This window comes from Magnetospirillum molischianum DSM 120 (assembly GCF_000294655.1).
In the GTDB taxonomy this organism is placed as follows: Bacteria; Pseudomonadota; Alphaproteobacteria; order Rhodospirillales; family Magnetospirillaceae; genus Phaeospirillum; species Phaeospirillum molischianum.
Map to the genome: position 1 here is coordinate 136,854 of NZ_CAHP01000014.1, position 17,483 is coordinate 154,336.

The following is a 17,483-nucleotide window of genomic DNA, read 5'->3' on the forward strand; positions in this document are numbered from 1 at the left end:
ATCTAGGGCGCGATCACCCGCTCGGGCGGCAACAGGACACTGACGCGAGTGCCCTGTCCGGGGGAACTGTCGAGGCTGACCTGTCCGCTCAGGGCCTCGACGAAGCGCTTGACGATCGCCAGACCCAGCCCGGCCCCGTCGTGGGGCCGGGCGTGCTGGGCGTCGGACTGAAAAAAAGGCTGCCACACCTTGCCGTGATATTCGGCCGGGATGCCGATGCCAGTATCCTCGACATGAAACCCCATCCCCTCCGGCCCAACCGTGACCCGGATCGTTACCGATCCTCCGGCCGGAGTGAACTTGATCGCGTTGGCGACCAAATTCAGCAACACATGCCGTAATCGACGCGAGTCCGCCCGCAACCGGGGGACAGACGAAGGCAAAGCGACCGTCAGCCGGATCGAACCGCCGATGGCGTAAGGGTCGAACAGGCGCCGAATCGAATCGACCATTTCGTCTGGAGAAACCACGTCCTCAGCCAGTTCGATATGCCCCAACTCGACCCGCGACACGTCAAGAATGTCCTCGACCAGCGCGCCCAAATGCTGCCCTGCCGCAAGAATTAGCCTCAGGTAATCGCGCATCCGCTCAGGCTCCAACGGGCCAAGAGCATCCGACAGCAGCGCTTCGGAAAAGCCGATCACCGCATTGAGGGGCGTGCGTAATTCGTGGCTGACGGAGGCAAGAAAATTCGACTTGGCGCGGTTGGCTGATTCGGCCTCCAGCTTGGCGGCGATCAACTCGTCCTCGGCTCGCTTGCGCTGAGTAATATCGCGCCCTTCGGGGACCAGATAGATCACCGCGCCGTCATCTCCGGTCACCGGCTTCAACGAAAAATCGACATAAGCCAACTGCCCGTCGCGACCGCGATGACTGGTCTCGAACCGAACGAACTCGCCCTGTCGGGCGCGTTGGATCGCCTCGATCAACTGCGCACGCTCTTCGGACGAATGTGCCCACCACGGCGTATCGGCAAAGGGACGGCCGCGCAGCACATCGAGATCGTCGCAATTGATAAACGACATTGCGGTTCGATTCGCGTCGAGGAGATACCCCTCGGGCGAGAGCAGTCCAATAAATTCGTAGGCGTTTTCGATGATCGCCCGCATCTCGCGGTGCGCTCGTTCGGCGGCGCGCTGGCGGGCCTCGGGCCAGGGATCGAGATCGATCAGGGTGCCACCCCCCGGCAAGGGCACCAAGGCCAGCGAGACCTCGACCAAGCTGCCGTCGGGGCTACTCAGGACCACCCTTCCGTCACGCCAGGGGTCGATCCAGTCGGGAGAGGTGCCCACCAGCGACGCGAGATCGCGGCGGACCAAAGTGCAAAAAACGGAATTGGCATCGGAGAGCCGACCGTCTGGCCCCAATAGGGCCAGCGGCCGGCTCGACATCGTAAACGCGGCGCGGTGCAGATCGACGGGGGATTGGGCTCCCGCCGCCGTCATGAAGGCGGCCCGACGGGATGGCCCCACAGATCGTAATCCTCGGCGGCATCGATCTCGACCGCGACGATATCGCCGGGGCTTAGCTCTGTTTCGCCGTTAAGGAACACGGCACCATCGACTTCGGGGCTATCGGCAGCGCTCCGACCGATAGCGCCCTCTTCATCGACTTCATCGATGATCGCGACGATGACGCTGCCGACCTTAGCGGCGGCGCGTTCGTCGGCGATCCGCCGGGCAGCTTCGGTAAAGCGCTGGTGCCGCTCTTCCTTGATGTCCTCATCAACATGGTCGGGCAGAGCGTTGGCAGCGGCACCCTTGACGTTCTCGTATTTGAAACAGCCGACCCGATCGAGCTTCGCCTCCTCCATCCAATCGAGCAGGAACTCGAAATCCTCCTCGGTCTCGCCGGGAGAGCCGACGATGAAGGTCGAACGGATCGCCAGATCAGGACAATCACGCCGCCACCCGGCAATCCGGTCCAGCAGCTTTTCATGGTCCGCGGGACGACGCATCGACCGCAGCACACGGGGGCTGGCGTGCTGAAACGGGATGTCGAGATAGGGCAGAATCGTCCCTTCGGCCATCAGCGGGATCAGTTCATCGACATGGGGATAGGGATAAACGTAATGCATCCGTACCCAGATCCCCAACTCACCCAGCGCCTTGGCCAGATCGGTCATGTGAGTACGCCGCGATTGCCCGCGCCAGTCTTGTGCCTGATGGCGCAAATCGACGCCGTAGGCTCCGGTATCCTGCGAGATCACCAGGAGTTCGCGCACCCCGGATTCGGCCAGACGTTCGGCCTCGCCCAGCACGTCGGCGATGGGACGGCTCTCCAACCGCCCGCGAATGTCGGGAATGATGCAGAAGGAGCAGGCGTTGTTGCAGCCCTCGGAAATCTTCAGATAGGCGTAATGCGATGGCGTCAGATGCAAACCCGCCGCAGGAACCAGCGATTCCCAGGGGTCGTGCGGCGGCGCGACCGCGCCGTGCACCGCTTCGACTACTGACTGGTATTGGTGCGGGCCGCTGATCGCCAGAACCGAGGGATGGGCGGCCCGGATCGCCTCCTGATCGCCCCCCAGACAACCCGTGACGATCACGCGTCCGTTTTCAGCGATCGCCTCGCCGATTGCCTCAAGCGATTCGGCCCGTGCGCTATCGAGAAAGCCGCAGGTGTTGACGATCACCACGTCGGCTCCGTCATAAGTAGCGGAGATCTCGTACCCTTCGGCCCGCAGGCGGGTCAGGATACGTTCGGAATCGACGAGTGCCTTAGCGCAGCCAAGGCTAACGATTCCGACCTTGGGATTCGGTCTGTTCATGACGGTTCCGACTGCCGGGGGTGGAAAAGACGTCACTTAACGGATATCGGCCTCCATTCGCAAGTCTCAAGCCGCCACAGACATAGGTCATAACCGAAAGGAATAGAAGAATCAGCCCTGTCAGCGCCAGCCCGTAATGAATACGAAAAGTTGTTAAATGACGATGACACGCCCACCTAAGCAGAAGAAAGTGATGGAGCGCCCACAGATCTTCGTTTTTCTGTAATCACATTACGACACAACGAGCCCGGGCGCAACCCGGATACAAAAAGTACAGAACAAGCATTACACCTCAACAAGCACGCTCAAATCCAATAACTTAAAAATAGTCACAGAACGAATCTGGCCTTCTAAAAATCGAACTGAACAATTATTTTATGGATGAACCTTGCGATACCGATATGAAGATGCGACATTAGATTAATCAAGGCCGCTTTTGTGGCATGGGAGGGGCACTTATGCCGCAACCCGCCTTTTTCAGAAAGACCTACGACGAAACCCTCACCCTGATGGTTGAGGCACGCAACTACCTCCGCCACACCGAGCGACGTGAGCGGGAACGCGCCGCACCAGTCGTCGGCCTGCGGATGAGTTGCGAAGCGATGCGCGTCACCTCGCGCCTGACCCAGGTCATGGCGTGGCTGATGGTGCAACGGGCAGTACACACCGGTGAACTAACCCCGGAACAAGCTTTGCTCTCGGATCGTCGCCTGTCTGGGTTCGATGTCTGCCTTGACGACAGCTTCGTCGATGACGATTCCCTGCCGAACGGCCTGCGCAGCCTGATGGACCGCAGCCACCGCCTGTTTCTGCGCGTGGCGCGGTTAGAAGAGATGCTGGTCGAACGGGTTCTGCATTAAAGCGTCTCTGCTCAATGCTCGCCCACAGCACGCCGCCTCAATGGCGGATGGAGCGCCTTGCTTCAGCGCCAGACCACGTCCCACAGCGGTATTTTATCGCGGAATCCCTTGAGGGCGAAGCTACCCGCGCTATCGAAGGCTCCCCCTTTCCCCGAAGCGAGATCCTTGACCACCGTCGTGCACAGGGTGCGGTCGGACTGAGTGGCGGCACAGACCCGAGCCGCCAGTTGAACCGTCACCCCGAACAGATCGTCTTCTTCCTGGATCGGCTCGCCCGCATTCAGGCCGATTCGCAGATGCAACGGCAAATCGGGCCGTCCAGCGTTGTGGGCGGCAACCTCACGATGAATCTGGATCGAAGCCTCAACCGCATTGGCGGCAGACGCGAACGACGCCATAATGCCGTCGCCGGTATGCTTGACCTCCTTGCCGGAGAATTGGGCCAGACTGGCCCGGACGATGGCGTTGTGACAGCGGACAATTTCCTGGGCGGCGACATCGCCGCGCGCCTGGGTCATGTCGGTCGAACCAACCATGTCGGTGAACATCACCGTCATGATCGACGCCTTTTTCTCGGTGGCGGGACGGTTCCAATCTCTCAAAATCGAAATCAGTACCGAATGGACACCATTGCCACTCCCCAATTCAAGGGTCTCGATCCCGGCCCGACCGGCCTGGATCAGCCGCATATAGCGCGGCTCCATCATGTACTCACCCATCCTCTCCTCGAAGCGGGCGGCCATGTCGGGCGATGAATCGAGCCGGTCGAACGATTGCGCCAACAGGCGGCGGCGCGTTGCATCGTCAAGGCGGGACGACTCGGCCAACGCTCCAACCGCTCCCGCCATATAGAGGTTCAGGGCGAAGCGCTGGTACTGATCGAACGCCATCCCGCTTGCCTTGGCGGCGCGGATCGCCCCGTCGAGGAAACGCTCGCACAGATCGGTCGCCGCAGCAACGGCGGGAGACACGGATGGATTGGCATCGGGCGCCGGGGTAAGCGCGGGTATGGGAGCGGCCGTTTGAGCCGGAGTTTCCGGCAAAGCCGGGGCCGGTTCGGACGGCTCGACGCCAGGAGCGAAATCGAGATCAAGCGGAAGGGGCGGAACCTCCGACGAGTTTTCGTCCCAACGCTCGGGAACGGCCGGTTCGCCTTCGGCGGCGACGCGGGCGACCAGTTTGTTCAGCGATTTCTTCAGCCTGGGATCAGGACGGGACGACAGAGGGGCAACCGACCGCTTCGGCAGCAGGGCATGCGTAGGCAGGAAGCGCAACCCCAGCGGCACCGAGATCAGCAGAACCACAAGCACAAACAGCCCAGCCTGCAAATGATTGTAATCGTCTGGCGTGACACGGAAGCCATATTGATAAAGAGCAACGACCGAGGATTGCATCAGCCGCAACGATAAAAGCCCCAGCCCGACCGCGAACGTCAATATCAGAGCCAGGCGAGACATCACCGCAACGGTGCCGCCGACCGTGTTATTTTTGGATTTGGATCGACGTCGGGAGACGGTACGGCCCATGCCTTTGGGCAGTCGCGATTGTGCGGCGTCTTCCGAGCGTTTGGGAGGCAGCGGCGCATTCCCGCTGGCATAGACTTCGGCTTCGTCGAAGCTGTTGGTGTCGGTATTGTAGGTCTCGCGCAGAACCCTAACGCGCAAGCCCATACTGGCTTCCAACTCACGGGCCTCTTGCATCGCCTCGTCCCGATCAAGCCGGGGGAACCGGGCGTGCAACATCCACCCCCTGCTTTCGAGGACGTAGACCTCAAAGTGGACGATGATCATATTGCCCCAGACATCGTCAGGCTCTAGGGCCGCGTGTCGGCCGCTTACTGAACTGCTCTACCCTTATCGGCGGATGAAGTCCACAGCAAACGAATCCGGCCAGCACAAGGCTGGCCGGATGCCCGGTCGCGGATGCGACCCGAACTTACGAGCTCGACTTAATGCCGAAACCCTCGAACCGCTTCTTGAACTTGGCGAGCTGGCCGCCGGTGTCCATCAGACGATGAACGCCCGTCCAAGCCGGATGCGACTTGGGGTCGATATCAAGCCGGAGAATATCGCCGGCCTTGCCCATCGTCGAGCGGGTCTTGAATTCAGTGCCGTCCGTCATAACCACGTTGATCTCGTGGTAATCGGGATGAATATTGTCCTTCATGGCCAGGTGCTCCGCAAATCGAAGGCGCCTCTATAACCAAAATGGCGGGGCGGCGCAAGCCATCCTTGACCCATAGGGGCCGATGAGGAGTAGCATTATTCCCCCCACGCTGCCTGGAGAGCCTGTATGAGCCTGGAAGAAAGCCACTTTATCGCCCTCGCCGACCCGCTGCTCGAACGCCTTGCCGAAGCGATCGAGGATGGCCGCGACGATGCCGATGCCGAGCTTGAGGGCGGGGTGCTGACCGTTACCCTCGATAGCGGCGGAACCTATGTCATCAACAAACAGACGCCGAACCGCGAGATTTGGCTGGCATCGCCGAAAAGCGGCGCCCACCACTTTGTCTGGCGTGACGAGCGCTGGATTTCGACCCGAGACCCAGCGCTCGCTTTATTACCGCTGCTGTCGGCGGAATTGGGCGTCCCCTTGCCCTAAACCGCCCGAACCAGCACGATCCGCTTCTTGCCGGCGGCAAGCTTCAACACGCCGCCGGTCAGATCGGACAAAGTGACAGGGCGGGTTTCGTCCTCAATCGCGGCATCGTTGAGGCGAGCGCCGCCGCCTTTGATCAGCCGCTTCGCCTCGCCATTCGACGCGACCAGCCCTGTCTTCACCAGCAACGCAAAGGCAGGCAGCCCGGCGGCGAACTCGGCCGCAGGCAGATCGATCGTCGGCAAGGAGTCCGCCGCCGCGCCCTCCTCGAACGTCATACGCGCCGTCTCGGCAGCCAGAGCGGCCGCCTCAGCCCCGTGAGCCAACTTGGTAACCTCACCGGCCAGGATCTTCTTCGCCTCGTTGATTTCGGCCCCTTGAAGGGCTTCCAGTCGGGCGATCTCGTCGAGCGGCAGTTCGGTGTAGAGACGCAGGAAGCGGCCAACGTCGGCATCCTCGGTATTGCGCCAGTACTGCCAGAATTCCCACGGACTCAGCATGTCGCCATTCAGCCACACCGCGCCATTGGCGGTCTTGCCCATCTTGGCACCCGAACTGGTGGTCAAGAGCGGGCTGGTCAGACCGAACAGCTCGGCCTGATGGACCCGGCGGCCCAACTCGACGCCATTGACGATATTGCCCCACTGGTCCGACCCGCCCATCTGGAGACAACACCCCAGCCGCGTCCACAATTCGGCATAATCGTAGGCCTGAAGGATCATGTAGTTGAATTCGAAGAAGCTCATTGCCTGTTCGCGTTCAAGGCGCATCCGCACCGAATCGAACGTCAACATCCGATTGATGGTGAAGTGGCGGCCGAAATCGCGCAAGAAGCCGATATAATTCAGGGTGTCCAGCCAATCGGCGTTATTAACCATAACCGCATCGGTGGCTCCATCGCCGAAGGTCAGGTAGCGGTCGAACACCGTGCGGATTCCGGCGATATTGTCGGCGATATCATCGTCCGACAGCATCTTGCGAACATCATCGCGTCCGGTGGGGTCGCCGATGCGGGTCGTACCGCCGCCCATCAGCACGACCGGCTTATTGCCGGTCTTCTGCCACCAGCGCAGCAGCATGATCTGCATCAGCGAACCGACATGCAAACTCCGGGCGGTGGCATCGAACCCGATATACCCCGACGCACGCCCCTGTTGCAGCCGCTGATCCAGGCCGTCAAGGTCGGTACATTGATGGAGGTAACCGCGCTCGACGACGGTGCGAAGGAAATCTGATGTAGGAGTGCTCATGGCCGCTGATCCGCTTGCTGCCGAAAGCTCGCTCGTTTATCACACTCGGGCTGCGACGACAATGCGAGGAGATCACAATGCTGGCGCTCGGATTGATGAGCGGAACGTCCCTTGACGGGATTGATGCCGCCCTAATTGAAACTGATGGCGAGACCGTCACCCGCTTCGGCCCCGCCCTGACTGTCGCTTATCCCGACCCTCTCCGCGCCGCTTTGCGCGCCGCAGCGGTCGAAGGCGGCTCCGCCGACGCGGCCGAACAGGCGATGACCCGGCTGCATGCCGAGGCTGTGACACAGCTACTCGCCCAGGCCGAACTCCCGGCCGAGGCCGTCGGTGTGATCGGCTTTCACGGCCACACTCTGTCGCACCGCCCCGACCAGGGCCATACCCGCCAGATCGGAGACGGAGCCTGGCTGGCAACCGCCACCGGCATTCGTGTCGTCAACGATTTTCGCTCGGCTGACGTCGCCGCCGGAGGCCAGGGAGCGCCATTGGTGCCGGTATTTCACCGCGCTCTGGCCGCTGGTCTCGATACGCCGCTGGCCGTGCTCAATCTCGGCGGCGTTGGCAACGTCACCTGGATCGGCGCGGATGGAGCGATGTCCGCCTTCGACACCGGCCCCGGCAATGCCCTGATCGACGATTGGGCCGAGACCCACACCGGAACGCCGATTGACCGCGACGGAGCCTTGGCCACCGCTGGACGGGTCGATCTCGATCGCGTCGGCGTGTTCCTGTCCGATCCCTGGTTTGATGAGCCGCCGCCGAAATCGCTCGACCGCGACGATTTCGCCCGGCTGGCGGCCAAGCTGACCCGTGGATTGTCACCGGCGGACGGTGCCGCGACCCTGACCGCGTTTACCGCAGCAGCAGCCGCAGCAGCCGCGATTCACCTGCCGGTCCCGCCGCGCCAGTGGCTGATCACCGGCGGCGGCCGGCATAATCCGGTCCTGATGATGGCGTTGCGACAGGTCCTGGACGCCGAAGTCCGCCCGGTCGAGGCTGTCGGTTGGAACGGCGATGCGTTGGAAGCCCAGGCGTTCGGCTTTCTGGCGGTGCGGGTGCTGGCTGGATTGCCCACCACCTTCCCCTCCACCACCGGCACACCGGAACCCCTTAGCGGCGGCCGGATCTTCACCCCCTGACGGAGTGCCCCGCGATGAAACGTCTTGTTCTTTCCGCCGTTTGCCTGATCGCCCTGGCCGCCACGCCGGCCAGCGCCGACCGGGAAACCGCCCTGGCCGCCGTCCGCGCCCTGCCCGGAATGCTGGAAGCCCAGATCGATGATCGCGGCAACCTGTGGGCCGTGGTGAAGAACGATAGAGCGTCCTGGAACCAGTACGCCGCGCTGTTATGCGTCGTGGTGCGACCGCATCAGGCACGGGTGTTCTCTGCCCGCGTGGTTGACGTCACCTCGGTCGGACGGGGCCGCAAGACCTCGGAATGGACTGTGCTCGCTCAGGCGAATTGTGGGGCACTTTAATACAGCGATCGAACGCCCCCTCTCCCACGCTGCACTCTGCGGGAGAGGGGGCGTTCGGTCCGAGCCTCAGCTCATCGCGACGGCAAGTTCCGGCACAGGAGCCGGAACGGCTTTACGCTCGGGCACGACGTCGGCCAGATAAGATTCAACCATCCCGCCCAGTTGATCGAGCTGGGAGCCGAAGAAGTGGTTGGCCCCCTCGATCGTGCGATAGCCAACCCGGATATTGCGCTGGGTCGCCAGTTTGGTCGCCAGCTTGGCAACGCTGGCTTCGGGAACCAGATCGTCAGCAGTACCGTGGATGATCAGCCCCGACGACGGACAGGGCGCCAGGAACGTGAAATCGAACACGTTGGCGGGCGGTGCCACCGACACGAAGCCGTCGAGTTCAGGACGACGCATCAGCAACTGCATCGCGATCCACGCCCCGAACGAAAAGCCGCCAACCCAACAGGCCGACGCGTTAGGGTTGAAGGACTGCATCCAATCCAATGCCGACGCCGCATCGGACAATTCGCCCTGGCCGTTGTCGAATTTGCCCTGGCTGCGCCCGACTCCGCGGAAATTAAACCGCAGAGTTGAAAATCCCCGCCGCACAAAAGCGTGATACAGGGCGTAGACCACCTTGTTGTTCATCGTTCCGCCGTGCTGCGGATGGGGATGAAGCAACAGCGCCAGAGGGGCGCTCGGCGACTTCCCGTGATGATAGCGCCCCTCCAGACGTCCGTCCGGTCCGTTGAAAATTACTTCAGGCATGGTTCACCGCAATCATCTCCCAGCCCCGCCGATGCCCGATATCCGAGCATCCGAATCGGGGAAAAATAGACAAAAACCGCCAACTGGCCGGCCAAACTTGACCTGCCTTGTCGGACATAATATAGTCCGCTGCGATGAGCTGGCGCGCCGGATGGTCTGTCCCCCCGACGGCCTGACCGGCCGTCGGGGCGTAGATTAACATATTGAGAGCTATGATTTTCAAGAGGCTTCGAGAAGACATCGAATCGATCCGCACAAGAGATCCCGCCGCGCATTCCCGGCTGGAGGTTCTGCTGTGCTATCCCGGCCTTCACGCGGTGGCTTTCCACCGCATCTCTCATTGGTGTTGGAGCAGGGGCGCACGGGTGCTGGCTCGGTTCATCTCCCACCTGGGGAGGTTGTTTACCGGGATCGAGATTCACCCCGGCGCTGTCGTCGGTCCTCGACTGTTCATCGACCACGGCACCGGGGTGGTGATCGGAGAGACCGCGGTGATCGGAGCCGACGTGACTCTCTATCATGGCGTGACCCTGGGCGGCACATCGCTGCACAGCGGCAAGCGCCATCCGACACTGGAAAACGGCGTGATCGTCGGGTCGGGCGCGCAGGTTCTGGGGCCGATCACGGTCGGCACGGGAGCCAGGATCGGAGCCAATGCGGTGGTTCTGACCGACGTACCGCCTGGCGTGACGATGGTCGGCATCCCAGCGCGGATGGTGATGCGACGGACCAAGGAAAGCGAGTTCTGCGCCTATGGATTGCCGGGTGAGTCGCTGCCCGACCCGGTGATCCGCGCCATCGACAGCCTGCGCGGTCAGGTCGCCGGTCTGATCGAGCGGGTGAAGGAACTGGAAACCGAACTGCATGGACATCCGACGCTCGGCTGCGCTCGGCTGCCCCATCTGGTCGGCGGCGAGCAGACCGAGCCTCAAACCGGGCCGGATCACACGCGGCCGGTCGGCAAAAGCCCGGACCAACCGGCACTGGAGCGGGAGACTGGATCATGAAACTCAGCACCAAGGGACGCTATGCCGTCATGGCGATGGTTGATCTCGCCAGCCATTCACGCGGAAATCCGGTGGCGTTGGCGGATATCGCCGAACGCCAGGAAATCTCGCTGTCTTATCTCGAACAATTGTTCGGCAAGCTACGCAAGGGCGGACTGGTCAAAAGCGTGCGCGGCCCCGGCGGCGGCTATCTGCTGGCCCGGATCGCGCAACAGACCCGCATCTCGGATATTATCCTGGCCGTTGACGAGCCGATCCAGACCACCCGTTGTTCGCCCGGCACGCCCGCCGGCTGTCATAACAACAAGGGCCGCTGCCTGACTCACGATCTGTGGGAGGAATTGGGCAACCAGATTTATCTCTATCTGAGCTCAGTTTCGCTTCATGACATTTGCGAGCGCCGCATCCTCGGCAGTTCGGGAATGTTCCATGGCGGCGACCGCCCCGGCACCGTCGCGGCGGCTCAATAACGCCTCGGACGACGAGATCGGAAGGATGCGCGCGCCGATGAACGGCTCCGCTTATCTTGACTATAATTCCGGCGCGCCGCTGCGGCCCTTGGTCGCGGAGGCGATGGCGGCGTGCTGGACCGAGGCGGGCAACCCGTCCTCGATCCACGGGCCGGGCCGGGCGGCACGCAGACGGCTGGAGACCGCGCGCGCCCAGGTCGCCGCCCTGGTCGGAGCCGACCCGCACGGACTCGTCTTCACCTCGGGCGGGACCGAAGCGAACGCCCAGATTCTGGCCGGGAGCGGGGCCGAACGGCTGATCGTCTCCTCCATCGAACACCCCGCTATCGCCGAACCGGCCGACCGAGCCGGGGCCGCAACCATTCCAGTCGGCCGCGACGGAATAATCGATCTGGCCGCGCTGGAGCGCCTGCTCTCCGAGGACGACCGCCCGGCGCTGGTATCGGTGATGCTGGCCAACAACGAAACCGGGGTAATCCAGCCAGTGGCCGAAGCCGCACGACTGGCCCACGCCCATGGTGCCTTGCTGCATTGCGACGCCGCCCAGGCCGCCGGTCGGATCGAGATCTCGCTGGCCGCGCTGAATGCCGATTTCCTCACCCTCTCTGCCCATAAAATGGGCGGCCCGCCGGGAATCGGGGCACTGGTGCTCGCAGATCCGTCATTTCCCGTGGCACCTTTCTTGCTTGGTGGAGGACAGGAAAGCCGCCGCCGGGCTGGAACCGAAAATCTGCCCGGTATTGTCGGGTTTGGAACCTGCGCCACCTTGGTAGGGGATGATTTGAACAATCCCGCCACCACATCTCAGATCTGCACGATGCGCGACCGATTGGAACGCGCGGCGCTGACCCGCCTGCCCCAGGCGATGACGATCGGCGCCGAAGCGCCCCGGCTGGGAAACACCGCATGCCTCGCCCTGCCCGGCCTGCCCGGCCGCACTCAGGTCATGGCGCTGGATCTGGCTGGCGTCGCGGTCAGCGCCGGACCGGCCTGCGCCTCGGGACGTCAAGAAACTAGCCGGGTGCTGACGGCGATGGGTCTGGGACCGGATATTGCCGGATCAGCGATCAGAATCAGCCTGGGCTGGGCCAGCCGCGAGGGGGACATCGACCGCTTTCTTGCCGCCTGGACCGATCTGGCCCGGCGCAAGGGGTTCACGGTATCGCAGGCCGAAGCCGCCTGACGCACGATTTGAAAGAAGGATGAAACCGATGACAGCCCTCGGCCTCAAGACCAACCCGACCAGCGCCCCCCACACGGCTCGGCGGGCGGATGTGCCGGTTTATCTCGATTATCAATCCACCACGCCGTGCGATCCCCGCGTGGTCGAAGCGATGTTGCCGTGGTTCACCGAAAAATTCGGCAACCCGCATTCGCGCAACCATCAATATGGCTGGGAAGCCGAGGAAGCGGTCGAACTGGCCCGCGCCCAGGTCGCCGCGATCATCGGTGCCGACGCGAAGGAGATCATCTTCACCTCGGGCGCGACTGAATCGAACAATCTGGCGATCCGAGGCGTTGCCATGTTCCTCAAGGATCGCCGCAACCACATCGTCACCGTCTCGACCGAGCACAAATGCGTGCTCGACACCTGCCGCCATCTGGAACAGGAAGGCTTTTCGGTCACCTATCTGCCGGTCGCTCACAACGGACTGATCGATCTGGCCGAACTTGAAGCGGCGATCACCGACAAAACCGCGATCGTGTCGGTGATGGGAGTCAACAACGAGATCGGAGTGATCCAACCCCTGGCCGAAATCGGCGCGCTATGCCGGGCCAAGGGCGCGTATTTCCATTCCGATTGCGCTCAGGCGGTGGGTAAAATCCCGCTTGACGTCAATGCGATGAACATCGACCTGATGAGCATCTCTGGACACAAGATTTATGGGCCGAAGGGAATCGGCGCGCTGTACATCCGCCGCCGCCCGCGTGTGCGTCTGGTGCCGATGATCCATGGCGGTGGCCAGGAGCGCGGCATGCGCTCGGGCACCCTGGCGACGCCGCTATGCGTCGGCCTGGGACTGGCCTGCGCCCTTTCACAGGCCGAAATGGCGACGGAATCAAAACGGCTGCTGGGTCTGCGCACCCGCCTGCTGGGCGGATTGCAACAGCGCCTGCCCGAGATTTACGTCAACGGCGACATGGATCACCGCGTCCCCGGCAACCTCAACATCTCGTTCGCCTTCGTCGAGGGCGAGGGGTTGATGATGGGAGTCAAAGGTCTCGCGGTCTCGTCCGGTTCGGCCTGCACCTCGGCTTCGCTGGAGCCGTCTTATGTCCTGCGGGCGCTGGGGCTGAACGCCGAGATGGCTCACACCTCGCTGCGCTTCGGGTTCGGCCGGTTCTCGACCGACGAAGATATTTCCTACGCCATCGACCACATCGTGACGGCGGTCGAGCACCTGCGCTCGCTCAGCCCGTTGTGGGAAATGCACCAGGAAGGCATCGATGTCAGTTCGGTCCAGTGGGCCGAGCATTAATCGTCTCGCATCCCTTGCGGACGTGATATAGTTTGGAATCGTTCCGGAGTAATCCTCCGGCGGCACAAGGAGGACTCCTCATGGCGTACAGCGATAAAGTCATCGACCATTACGAACATCCGCGCAATGTCGGATCGCTCGATAAGGAAGACGGAAACGTCGGCACCGGCCTGGTCGGAGCCCCGGCCTGCGGCGACGTGATGAAGCTTCAGATCAAGGTCAGCGCCGACGGCATCATCGAGGACGCCAAGTTCAAGACGTTCGGCTGCGGCTCGGCGATCGCCTCAAGCTCGCTGGTGACCGAGTGGGTCAAGGGCAAGACCCTGGACGAGGCCGGTCAGATCAAGAATACCGACATCGCCCAGGAACTGGCCTTGCCCCCGGTCAAGATTCATTGTTCCGTGCTGGCCGAGGATGCGATCAAGGCCGCCATCGCCGATTACAAGCGCAAGGCAGGCAAGGACGACAGCGCGGCGGCCGAATAGGCCGCTCCGCTTTCACCCCCAGGCCAAGGACCACCGCTTTTCCATCGTTCGAGGATACCAACATGCCCGCTGCTCCACTGACCATCACCGACGCCGCCGCGACTCGGGTCCAAGCCCTGCTCGACAAACGCGGCAAGCCATCGGCTGGCATCCGCATCGGGGTGCGTTCGAAGGGCTGTTCCGGTATGTCCTACACCCTGGAATTCGCCGACGAACGGACCCCTTACGACGAGATCGTCGAACATAACGGCGTCACCGTCCTGATCGATCCCAAGGCAACGATGTTTATCCTTGGCACCGAGATGGATTTCGTAGAGGACAAGATGCAGTCCGGCTTCGTCTTCCGCAACCCGAACGAGAAGGGCCGCTGTGGCTGTGGGGAATCCTTCCACGTCTGAGGGGCAAGAGCCGACGATGAACCATCCCGCCACCGCGATCTCGTCCTGCTGGTCCTGCAAGGGGCCGGTCGCGTCCCGTGCCCTGTTTTGTTCGGTTTGCGGCGCGGTGCAGGGGCCGGGCGTGGTCGATCACTACACCCGGCTGGGGCTGCCCCGCTCGTTCGACATCGATCAGGAGGCGCTGGACCGTCAGTATTTCGGGTTACAACGCCGGGTTCATCCCGACCGCTTCGCCTCGAAATCGTCGCGCGAGAAGGCGCTGTCGCAGGCGCAGGCCACCGCGCTCAACGACGCCCATGACACGCTGAAAGACCCGCTGAGACGCGCCGCCTATCTGCTCGGTCTGCTGGGAAGCCCGGTCGATCTGACCGCCTGCGGCACCATCAACGACCGCGCCCTGCTGATGGAGCAGATGGAAATGCGCGAGGCTCTGGCCGAGGCCGAAACCCGTGAACGGGTTTCGCAATTGGCGATGGAGGCCGAATCGGCGATGATCGCGTGTCAGTGCGGTATTTCCGCCGCCTTCAATGCCAACGATCTCGAACAGGCCGGCCATCTGGCCATCCGGCTGAAATATCTGTCCCGTCTGGCCGAAGAGGCACGGGCCAAGAAAACCCGCATCACAAGGACGCCCTGAATGCTGTTGCAGTTGCACGAACCCGGCGAGAGCCCCGCTCCGCACGAGCAGGATCGCGGCCTTGCCGTCGGCATTGATCTCGGCACCACCAATTCCGTGGTGGCGCTGGCGCAAAGCGGCGCCGTCGAAGTTCTCCGCGATGGTGACGGTCAGGCGCTGATCCCGTCGGTGGTTCAGTACGACGAAGACGGCACGGTGACAGTTGGGCGCGAGGCGCGCCGGATGATCCTGGAAAAGCCGGAACAGGTGGTGAGTTCGATCAAACGGCTGATGGGACGTGGAATCGATGATTTAAAGTCGCTGGCGGGCACCCTGCCCTTCCGGCTCGACAGCGCCGCCGAGGGAGGCATGGTCCGGCTGCGGGTCGCCGGGCGGACCTTGACCCCGATCGAGGTCTCGGCCGATATCCTGCGCGCCTTGCGCACCCGCGCGGAAGAGGCTCAGGGTAAGACCGTCGATCGCGCCGTGATCACCGTTCCCGCCTATTTCGACGACGCGGCCCGCACCGCCACCAAGGACGCCGCCCGACTGGCCGGGCTTGAGGTGTTGCGTCTGGTCAACGAACCGACCGCCGCGGCGTTGGCCTATGGGCTCGATCACGGGGCCGAGGGACTGTATGCCGTCTACGATCTGGGCGGCGGCACCTTCGACCTGTCGATTCTGCGGATGGAAAAAGGCGTGTTCCAGGTTCGCGCCACCGGCGGCGACGCCGCGCTGGGCGGGGACGACATCGATCACGCCGTGGCCGAGCACTTCCTGGCCGAGCGCGCCCTGTCGCGGGGCGAGGTCACCCTGACCGAGGGCGAGGTAATGCAAGCCCTGGCCGCCGCCCGTGTCGCCAAGGAATGCCTGTCAACCCAGCGCGAAGGCGACTGGATGATCGAGGTCGGCGGCATCGCCACCCGCCACACCCTCAGCCGCGAGACGCTGGACGCGCTGGCCGCGCCATGGCTCGACCGCACCGTGGCGATTTGCCGCCAGGTGATCGAGGATGCCGGAATCGAGGTCGCCGATATCCAGGGTGTCGTGCTGGTCGGCGGATCGACCCGAATGCCGCTGGTCCGTCAGTCGGTCAAGGCACTGTTCGGCCGCGATCCGCTGGCCGACATCAATCCCGATGAAGTCGTCGCCGTCGGCGCGGCGTTGCAGGCCGAGGCGCTGACCGCCGGGTCCGATACTCTGTTGCTTGACGTCACGCCTTTATCTCTGGGCATCGAGACGATGGGCGGCATCGTCGAAAAAGTGATCCCGCGCAACACCCCGATCCCGGTGGCAATGGCGCAGGACTTCACGACCTATCAGGATGGCCAGACGGCGATGACGATCCACGTCGTCCAGGGCGAGCGCGAGATGGTCGATCAGAACCGCTCGCTTGCCCGCTTCGTCCTGCGCGGTATTCCGCCGATGGCCGCTGGCGCGGCGCGCATCCGTGTCACCTTCACCGTCGATGCCGATGGGTTGTTGACCGTTTCCGCCAGCGAGGGAACCACCGGCATCGAACAGCAGGTCGCGGTCAAACCATCCTACGGGCTGACCGAGGATGAAATGGCGACGATGCTGCGCGATTCGCTTGAGCACGCCCGCGAGGACATGGACAACCGGCTTCTCGCCGAGACCGTGGTCGAAGCCAAACGCTCGGTGCTGGCGGTCCAGGCAGCATTGGGGGTTGATTCCGACCTCTTGTCGGCGGACGAGCGAAAGGGTATCGATGCGGCTATCGCCGAAGTCGAGCGCACCATCGCCCTGTCCGACCGCGATGCAGTCACCGCCGCGATGGAAGCGCTGGAGACCGCCACCAAGATCTTCGCCGAACGGCGGATGGATCGCGGTATCCGTCAGGCTCTGGCCGGGGTGGCGATCGATTCGCTCGACGACGCTATCGGCAGCTAACTTTTTCGAATAAAGGCACGCGCCCCATGCCCAAACTGACGTTCATCAATCCCGATGGCTCCCGCACCGAGGTCGACGCCGCCGAAGGTCTGTCGGTGATGGAAGCCGCCCACCGCAATCATGTCGATCTGGAAGGAGCCTGCGAAGGCTCTCTGGCCTGTTCGACCTGCCATGTCGTCGTTGCCAAGGAATGGTACGACAAAATCCCGCCCGCCAGCGAGGATGAAGAGGACATGCTCGACCTTGCCTTCGGCCTGACCGCCACCTCGCGTCTGGGGTGCCAGATCATCGTGACCAAAGAGATGGACGGGTTGACCGTCACGCTTCCCGCCGCGACCCGCAACATGATGGTCGGCAAGAAGTAATCCTTTCGGGCTGTCTGCGGGGCGTCTTGCCCCG

Annotated in this window: 19 protein-coding genes; 13 read left to right on the forward strand and 6 right to left on the reverse strand. The window is 62.9% G+C overall.

Going from position 1 to position 17,483, the window contains the following annotated elements; genetic code table 11:
* Window positions 1–2 precede the first annotated feature (2 nt).
* Window positions 3–1,472, reverse strand: coding sequence for a PAS domain-containing sensor histidine kinase (locus PHAMO_RS04900; protein WP_235720797.1), 1,470 nt, complete (start codon window positions 1,470–1,472; stop codon window positions 3–5).
* Window positions 1,442–2,770 (reverse strand): 30S ribosomal protein S12 methylthiotransferase RimO, encoded by a 1,329-nt coding sequence (rimO, locus tag PHAMO_RS04905; protein ID WP_002727002.1) that lies wholly within the window; start codon window positions 2,768–2,770, stop codon window positions 1,442–1,444. Before rimO ends, PHAMO_RS04900 begins: the two co-directional genes overlap by 31 nt.
* A gap of 458 nt (window positions 2,771–3,228) precedes the next feature.
* Here rimO and PHAMO_RS04910 point away from each other — a divergent pair, with 458 nt between their 5' ends.
* Window positions 3,229–3,630: a DUF1465 family protein gene (locus PHAMO_RS04910; protein ID WP_002727004.1), complete on the forward strand. Its 402-nt coding sequence runs from the start codon at window positions 3,229–3,231 to the stop codon at window positions 3,628–3,630.
* A gap of 62 nt (window positions 3,631–3,692) precedes the next feature.
* On the opposite strand, the gene PHAMO_RS04915 is transcribed toward PHAMO_RS04910, so the two are convergent.
* Both PHAMO_RS04915 and rpmE read right to left on the reverse strand, forming a co-directional pair.
* Window positions 3,693–5,420 (reverse strand): adenylate/guanylate cyclase domain-containing protein, encoded by a 1,728-nt coding sequence (locus PHAMO_RS04915; RefSeq protein WP_002727007.1) that lies wholly within the window; start codon window positions 5,418–5,420, stop codon window positions 3,693–3,695.
* 145 nt (window positions 5,421–5,565) lie between these two features.
* Entirely contained in the window at window positions 5,566–5,796 is a 231-nt protein-coding gene (gene rpmE, locus PHAMO_RS04920) for a 50S ribosomal protein L31 (protein ID WP_002727010.1), read from the reverse strand.
* A 126-nt stretch (window positions 5,797–5,922) separates the two neighbouring features.
* On the opposite strand from rpmE, the gene cyaY reads away from it, so the two are divergent.
* Window positions 5,923–6,231, forward strand: a complete 309-nt coding sequence (gene cyaY / locus PHAMO_RS04925) for an iron donor protein CyaY (protein WP_002727012.1) — start codon at window positions 5,923–5,925, stop codon at window positions 6,229–6,231.
* On the opposite strand, the gene tyrS is transcribed toward cyaY, so the two are convergent.
* The gene (gene tyrS, locus PHAMO_RS04930) at window positions 6,228–7,478 is read right to left on the reverse strand and encodes a tyrosine--tRNA ligase (protein WP_002727014.1); all 1,251 of its coding nucleotides are present in this window, start codon (window positions 7,476–7,478) and stop codon (window positions 6,228–6,230) included. The two genes, cyaY and tyrS, sit on opposite strands and share 4 nt — an antisense overlap.
* A gap of 77 nt (window positions 7,479–7,555) precedes the next feature.
* Here tyrS and PHAMO_RS04935 point away from each other — a divergent pair, with 77 nt between their 5' ends.
* Window positions 7,556–8,623: an anhydro-N-acetylmuramic acid kinase gene (locus tag PHAMO_RS04935; protein WP_002727016.1), complete on the forward strand. Its 1,068-nt coding sequence runs from the start codon at window positions 7,556–7,558 to the stop codon at window positions 8,621–8,623.
* Between the two features lie 14 nt (window positions 8,624–8,637).
* Entirely contained in the window at window positions 8,638–8,961 is a 324-nt protein-coding gene (locus PHAMO_RS04940) for a hypothetical protein (RefSeq protein ID WP_002727018.1), read from the forward strand.
* A 66-nt stretch (window positions 8,962–9,027) separates the two neighbouring features.
* Here the strand turns inward: PHAMO_RS04940 and PHAMO_RS04945 are convergent, their stop codons facing one another.
* The gene (locus PHAMO_RS04945) at window positions 9,028–9,717 is read right to left on the reverse strand and encodes an alpha/beta hydrolase (RefSeq protein WP_002727020.1); all 690 of its coding nucleotides are present in this window, start codon (window positions 9,715–9,717) and stop codon (window positions 9,028–9,030) included.
* Window positions 9,718–9,929: 212 nt separating this feature from the next.
* On the opposite strand from PHAMO_RS04945, the gene cysE reads away from it, so the two are divergent.
* The 9 genes from cysE (at window position 9,930) to PHAMO_RS04995 (ending at window position 17,449) form a co-directional block, all read left to right on the forward strand.
* Entirely contained in the window at window positions 9,930–10,724 is a 795-nt protein-coding gene (gene cysE / locus PHAMO_RS04955) for a serine O-acetyltransferase (protein WP_002727022.1), read from the forward strand.
* Complete coding sequence (locus tag PHAMO_RS04960; RefSeq protein WP_002727024.1) at window positions 10,721–11,194, forward strand: Rrf2 family transcriptional regulator; 474 nt, start codon at window positions 10,721–10,723, stop codon at window positions 11,192–11,194. Before cysE ends, PHAMO_RS04960 begins: the two co-directional genes overlap by 4 nt.
* On the forward strand, window positions 11,154–12,377 hold the full coding sequence (locus PHAMO_RS04965) for a cysteine desulfurase family protein (protein ID WP_002727026.1): 1,224 nt from the start codon (window positions 11,154–11,156) through the stop codon (window positions 12,375–12,377). Before PHAMO_RS04960 ends, PHAMO_RS04965 begins: the two co-directional genes overlap by 41 nt.
* 28 nt (window positions 12,378–12,405) lie before the next feature.
* Window positions 12,406–13,674 carry an IscS subfamily cysteine desulfurase gene (locus PHAMO_RS04970; protein WP_002727028.1) on the forward strand — a complete coding sequence of 423 codons (1,269 nt, stop codon included), beginning with the start codon at window positions 12,406–12,408 and terminating at the stop codon, window positions 13,672–13,674.
* 80 nt (window positions 13,675–13,754) lie between these two features.
* Entirely contained in the window at window positions 13,755–14,159 is a 405-nt protein-coding gene (iscU, locus tag PHAMO_RS04975) for a Fe-S cluster assembly scaffold IscU (protein ID WP_002727030.1), read from the forward strand.
* A 62-nt stretch (window positions 14,160–14,221) separates the two neighbouring features.
* The gene (locus PHAMO_RS04980; protein WP_002727032.1) at window positions 14,222–14,557 is read left to right on the forward strand and encodes a HesB/IscA family protein; all 336 of its coding nucleotides are present in this window, start codon (window positions 14,222–14,224) and stop codon (window positions 14,555–14,557) included.
* Window positions 14,558–14,573: 16 nt separating this feature from the next.
* Window positions 14,574–15,194, forward strand: coding sequence for a Fe-S protein assembly co-chaperone HscB (gene hscB, locus PHAMO_RS04985; RefSeq protein ID WP_002727034.1), 621 nt, complete (start codon window positions 14,574–14,576; stop codon window positions 15,192–15,194).
* A complete protein-coding gene (hscA, locus tag PHAMO_RS04990) occupies window positions 15,195–17,084 on the forward strand; it encodes a Fe-S protein assembly chaperone HscA (RefSeq protein ID WP_002727036.1) in 1,890 nt (629 codons plus the stop codon).
* 26 nt (window positions 17,085–17,110) lie between these two features.
* Window positions 17,111–17,449 (forward strand): ferredoxin family 2Fe-2S iron-sulfur cluster binding protein, encoded by a 339-nt coding sequence (locus tag PHAMO_RS04995; RefSeq protein ID WP_002727038.1) that lies wholly within the window; start codon window positions 17,111–17,113, stop codon window positions 17,447–17,449.
* Window positions 17,450–17,483 lie beyond the last annotated feature (34 nt).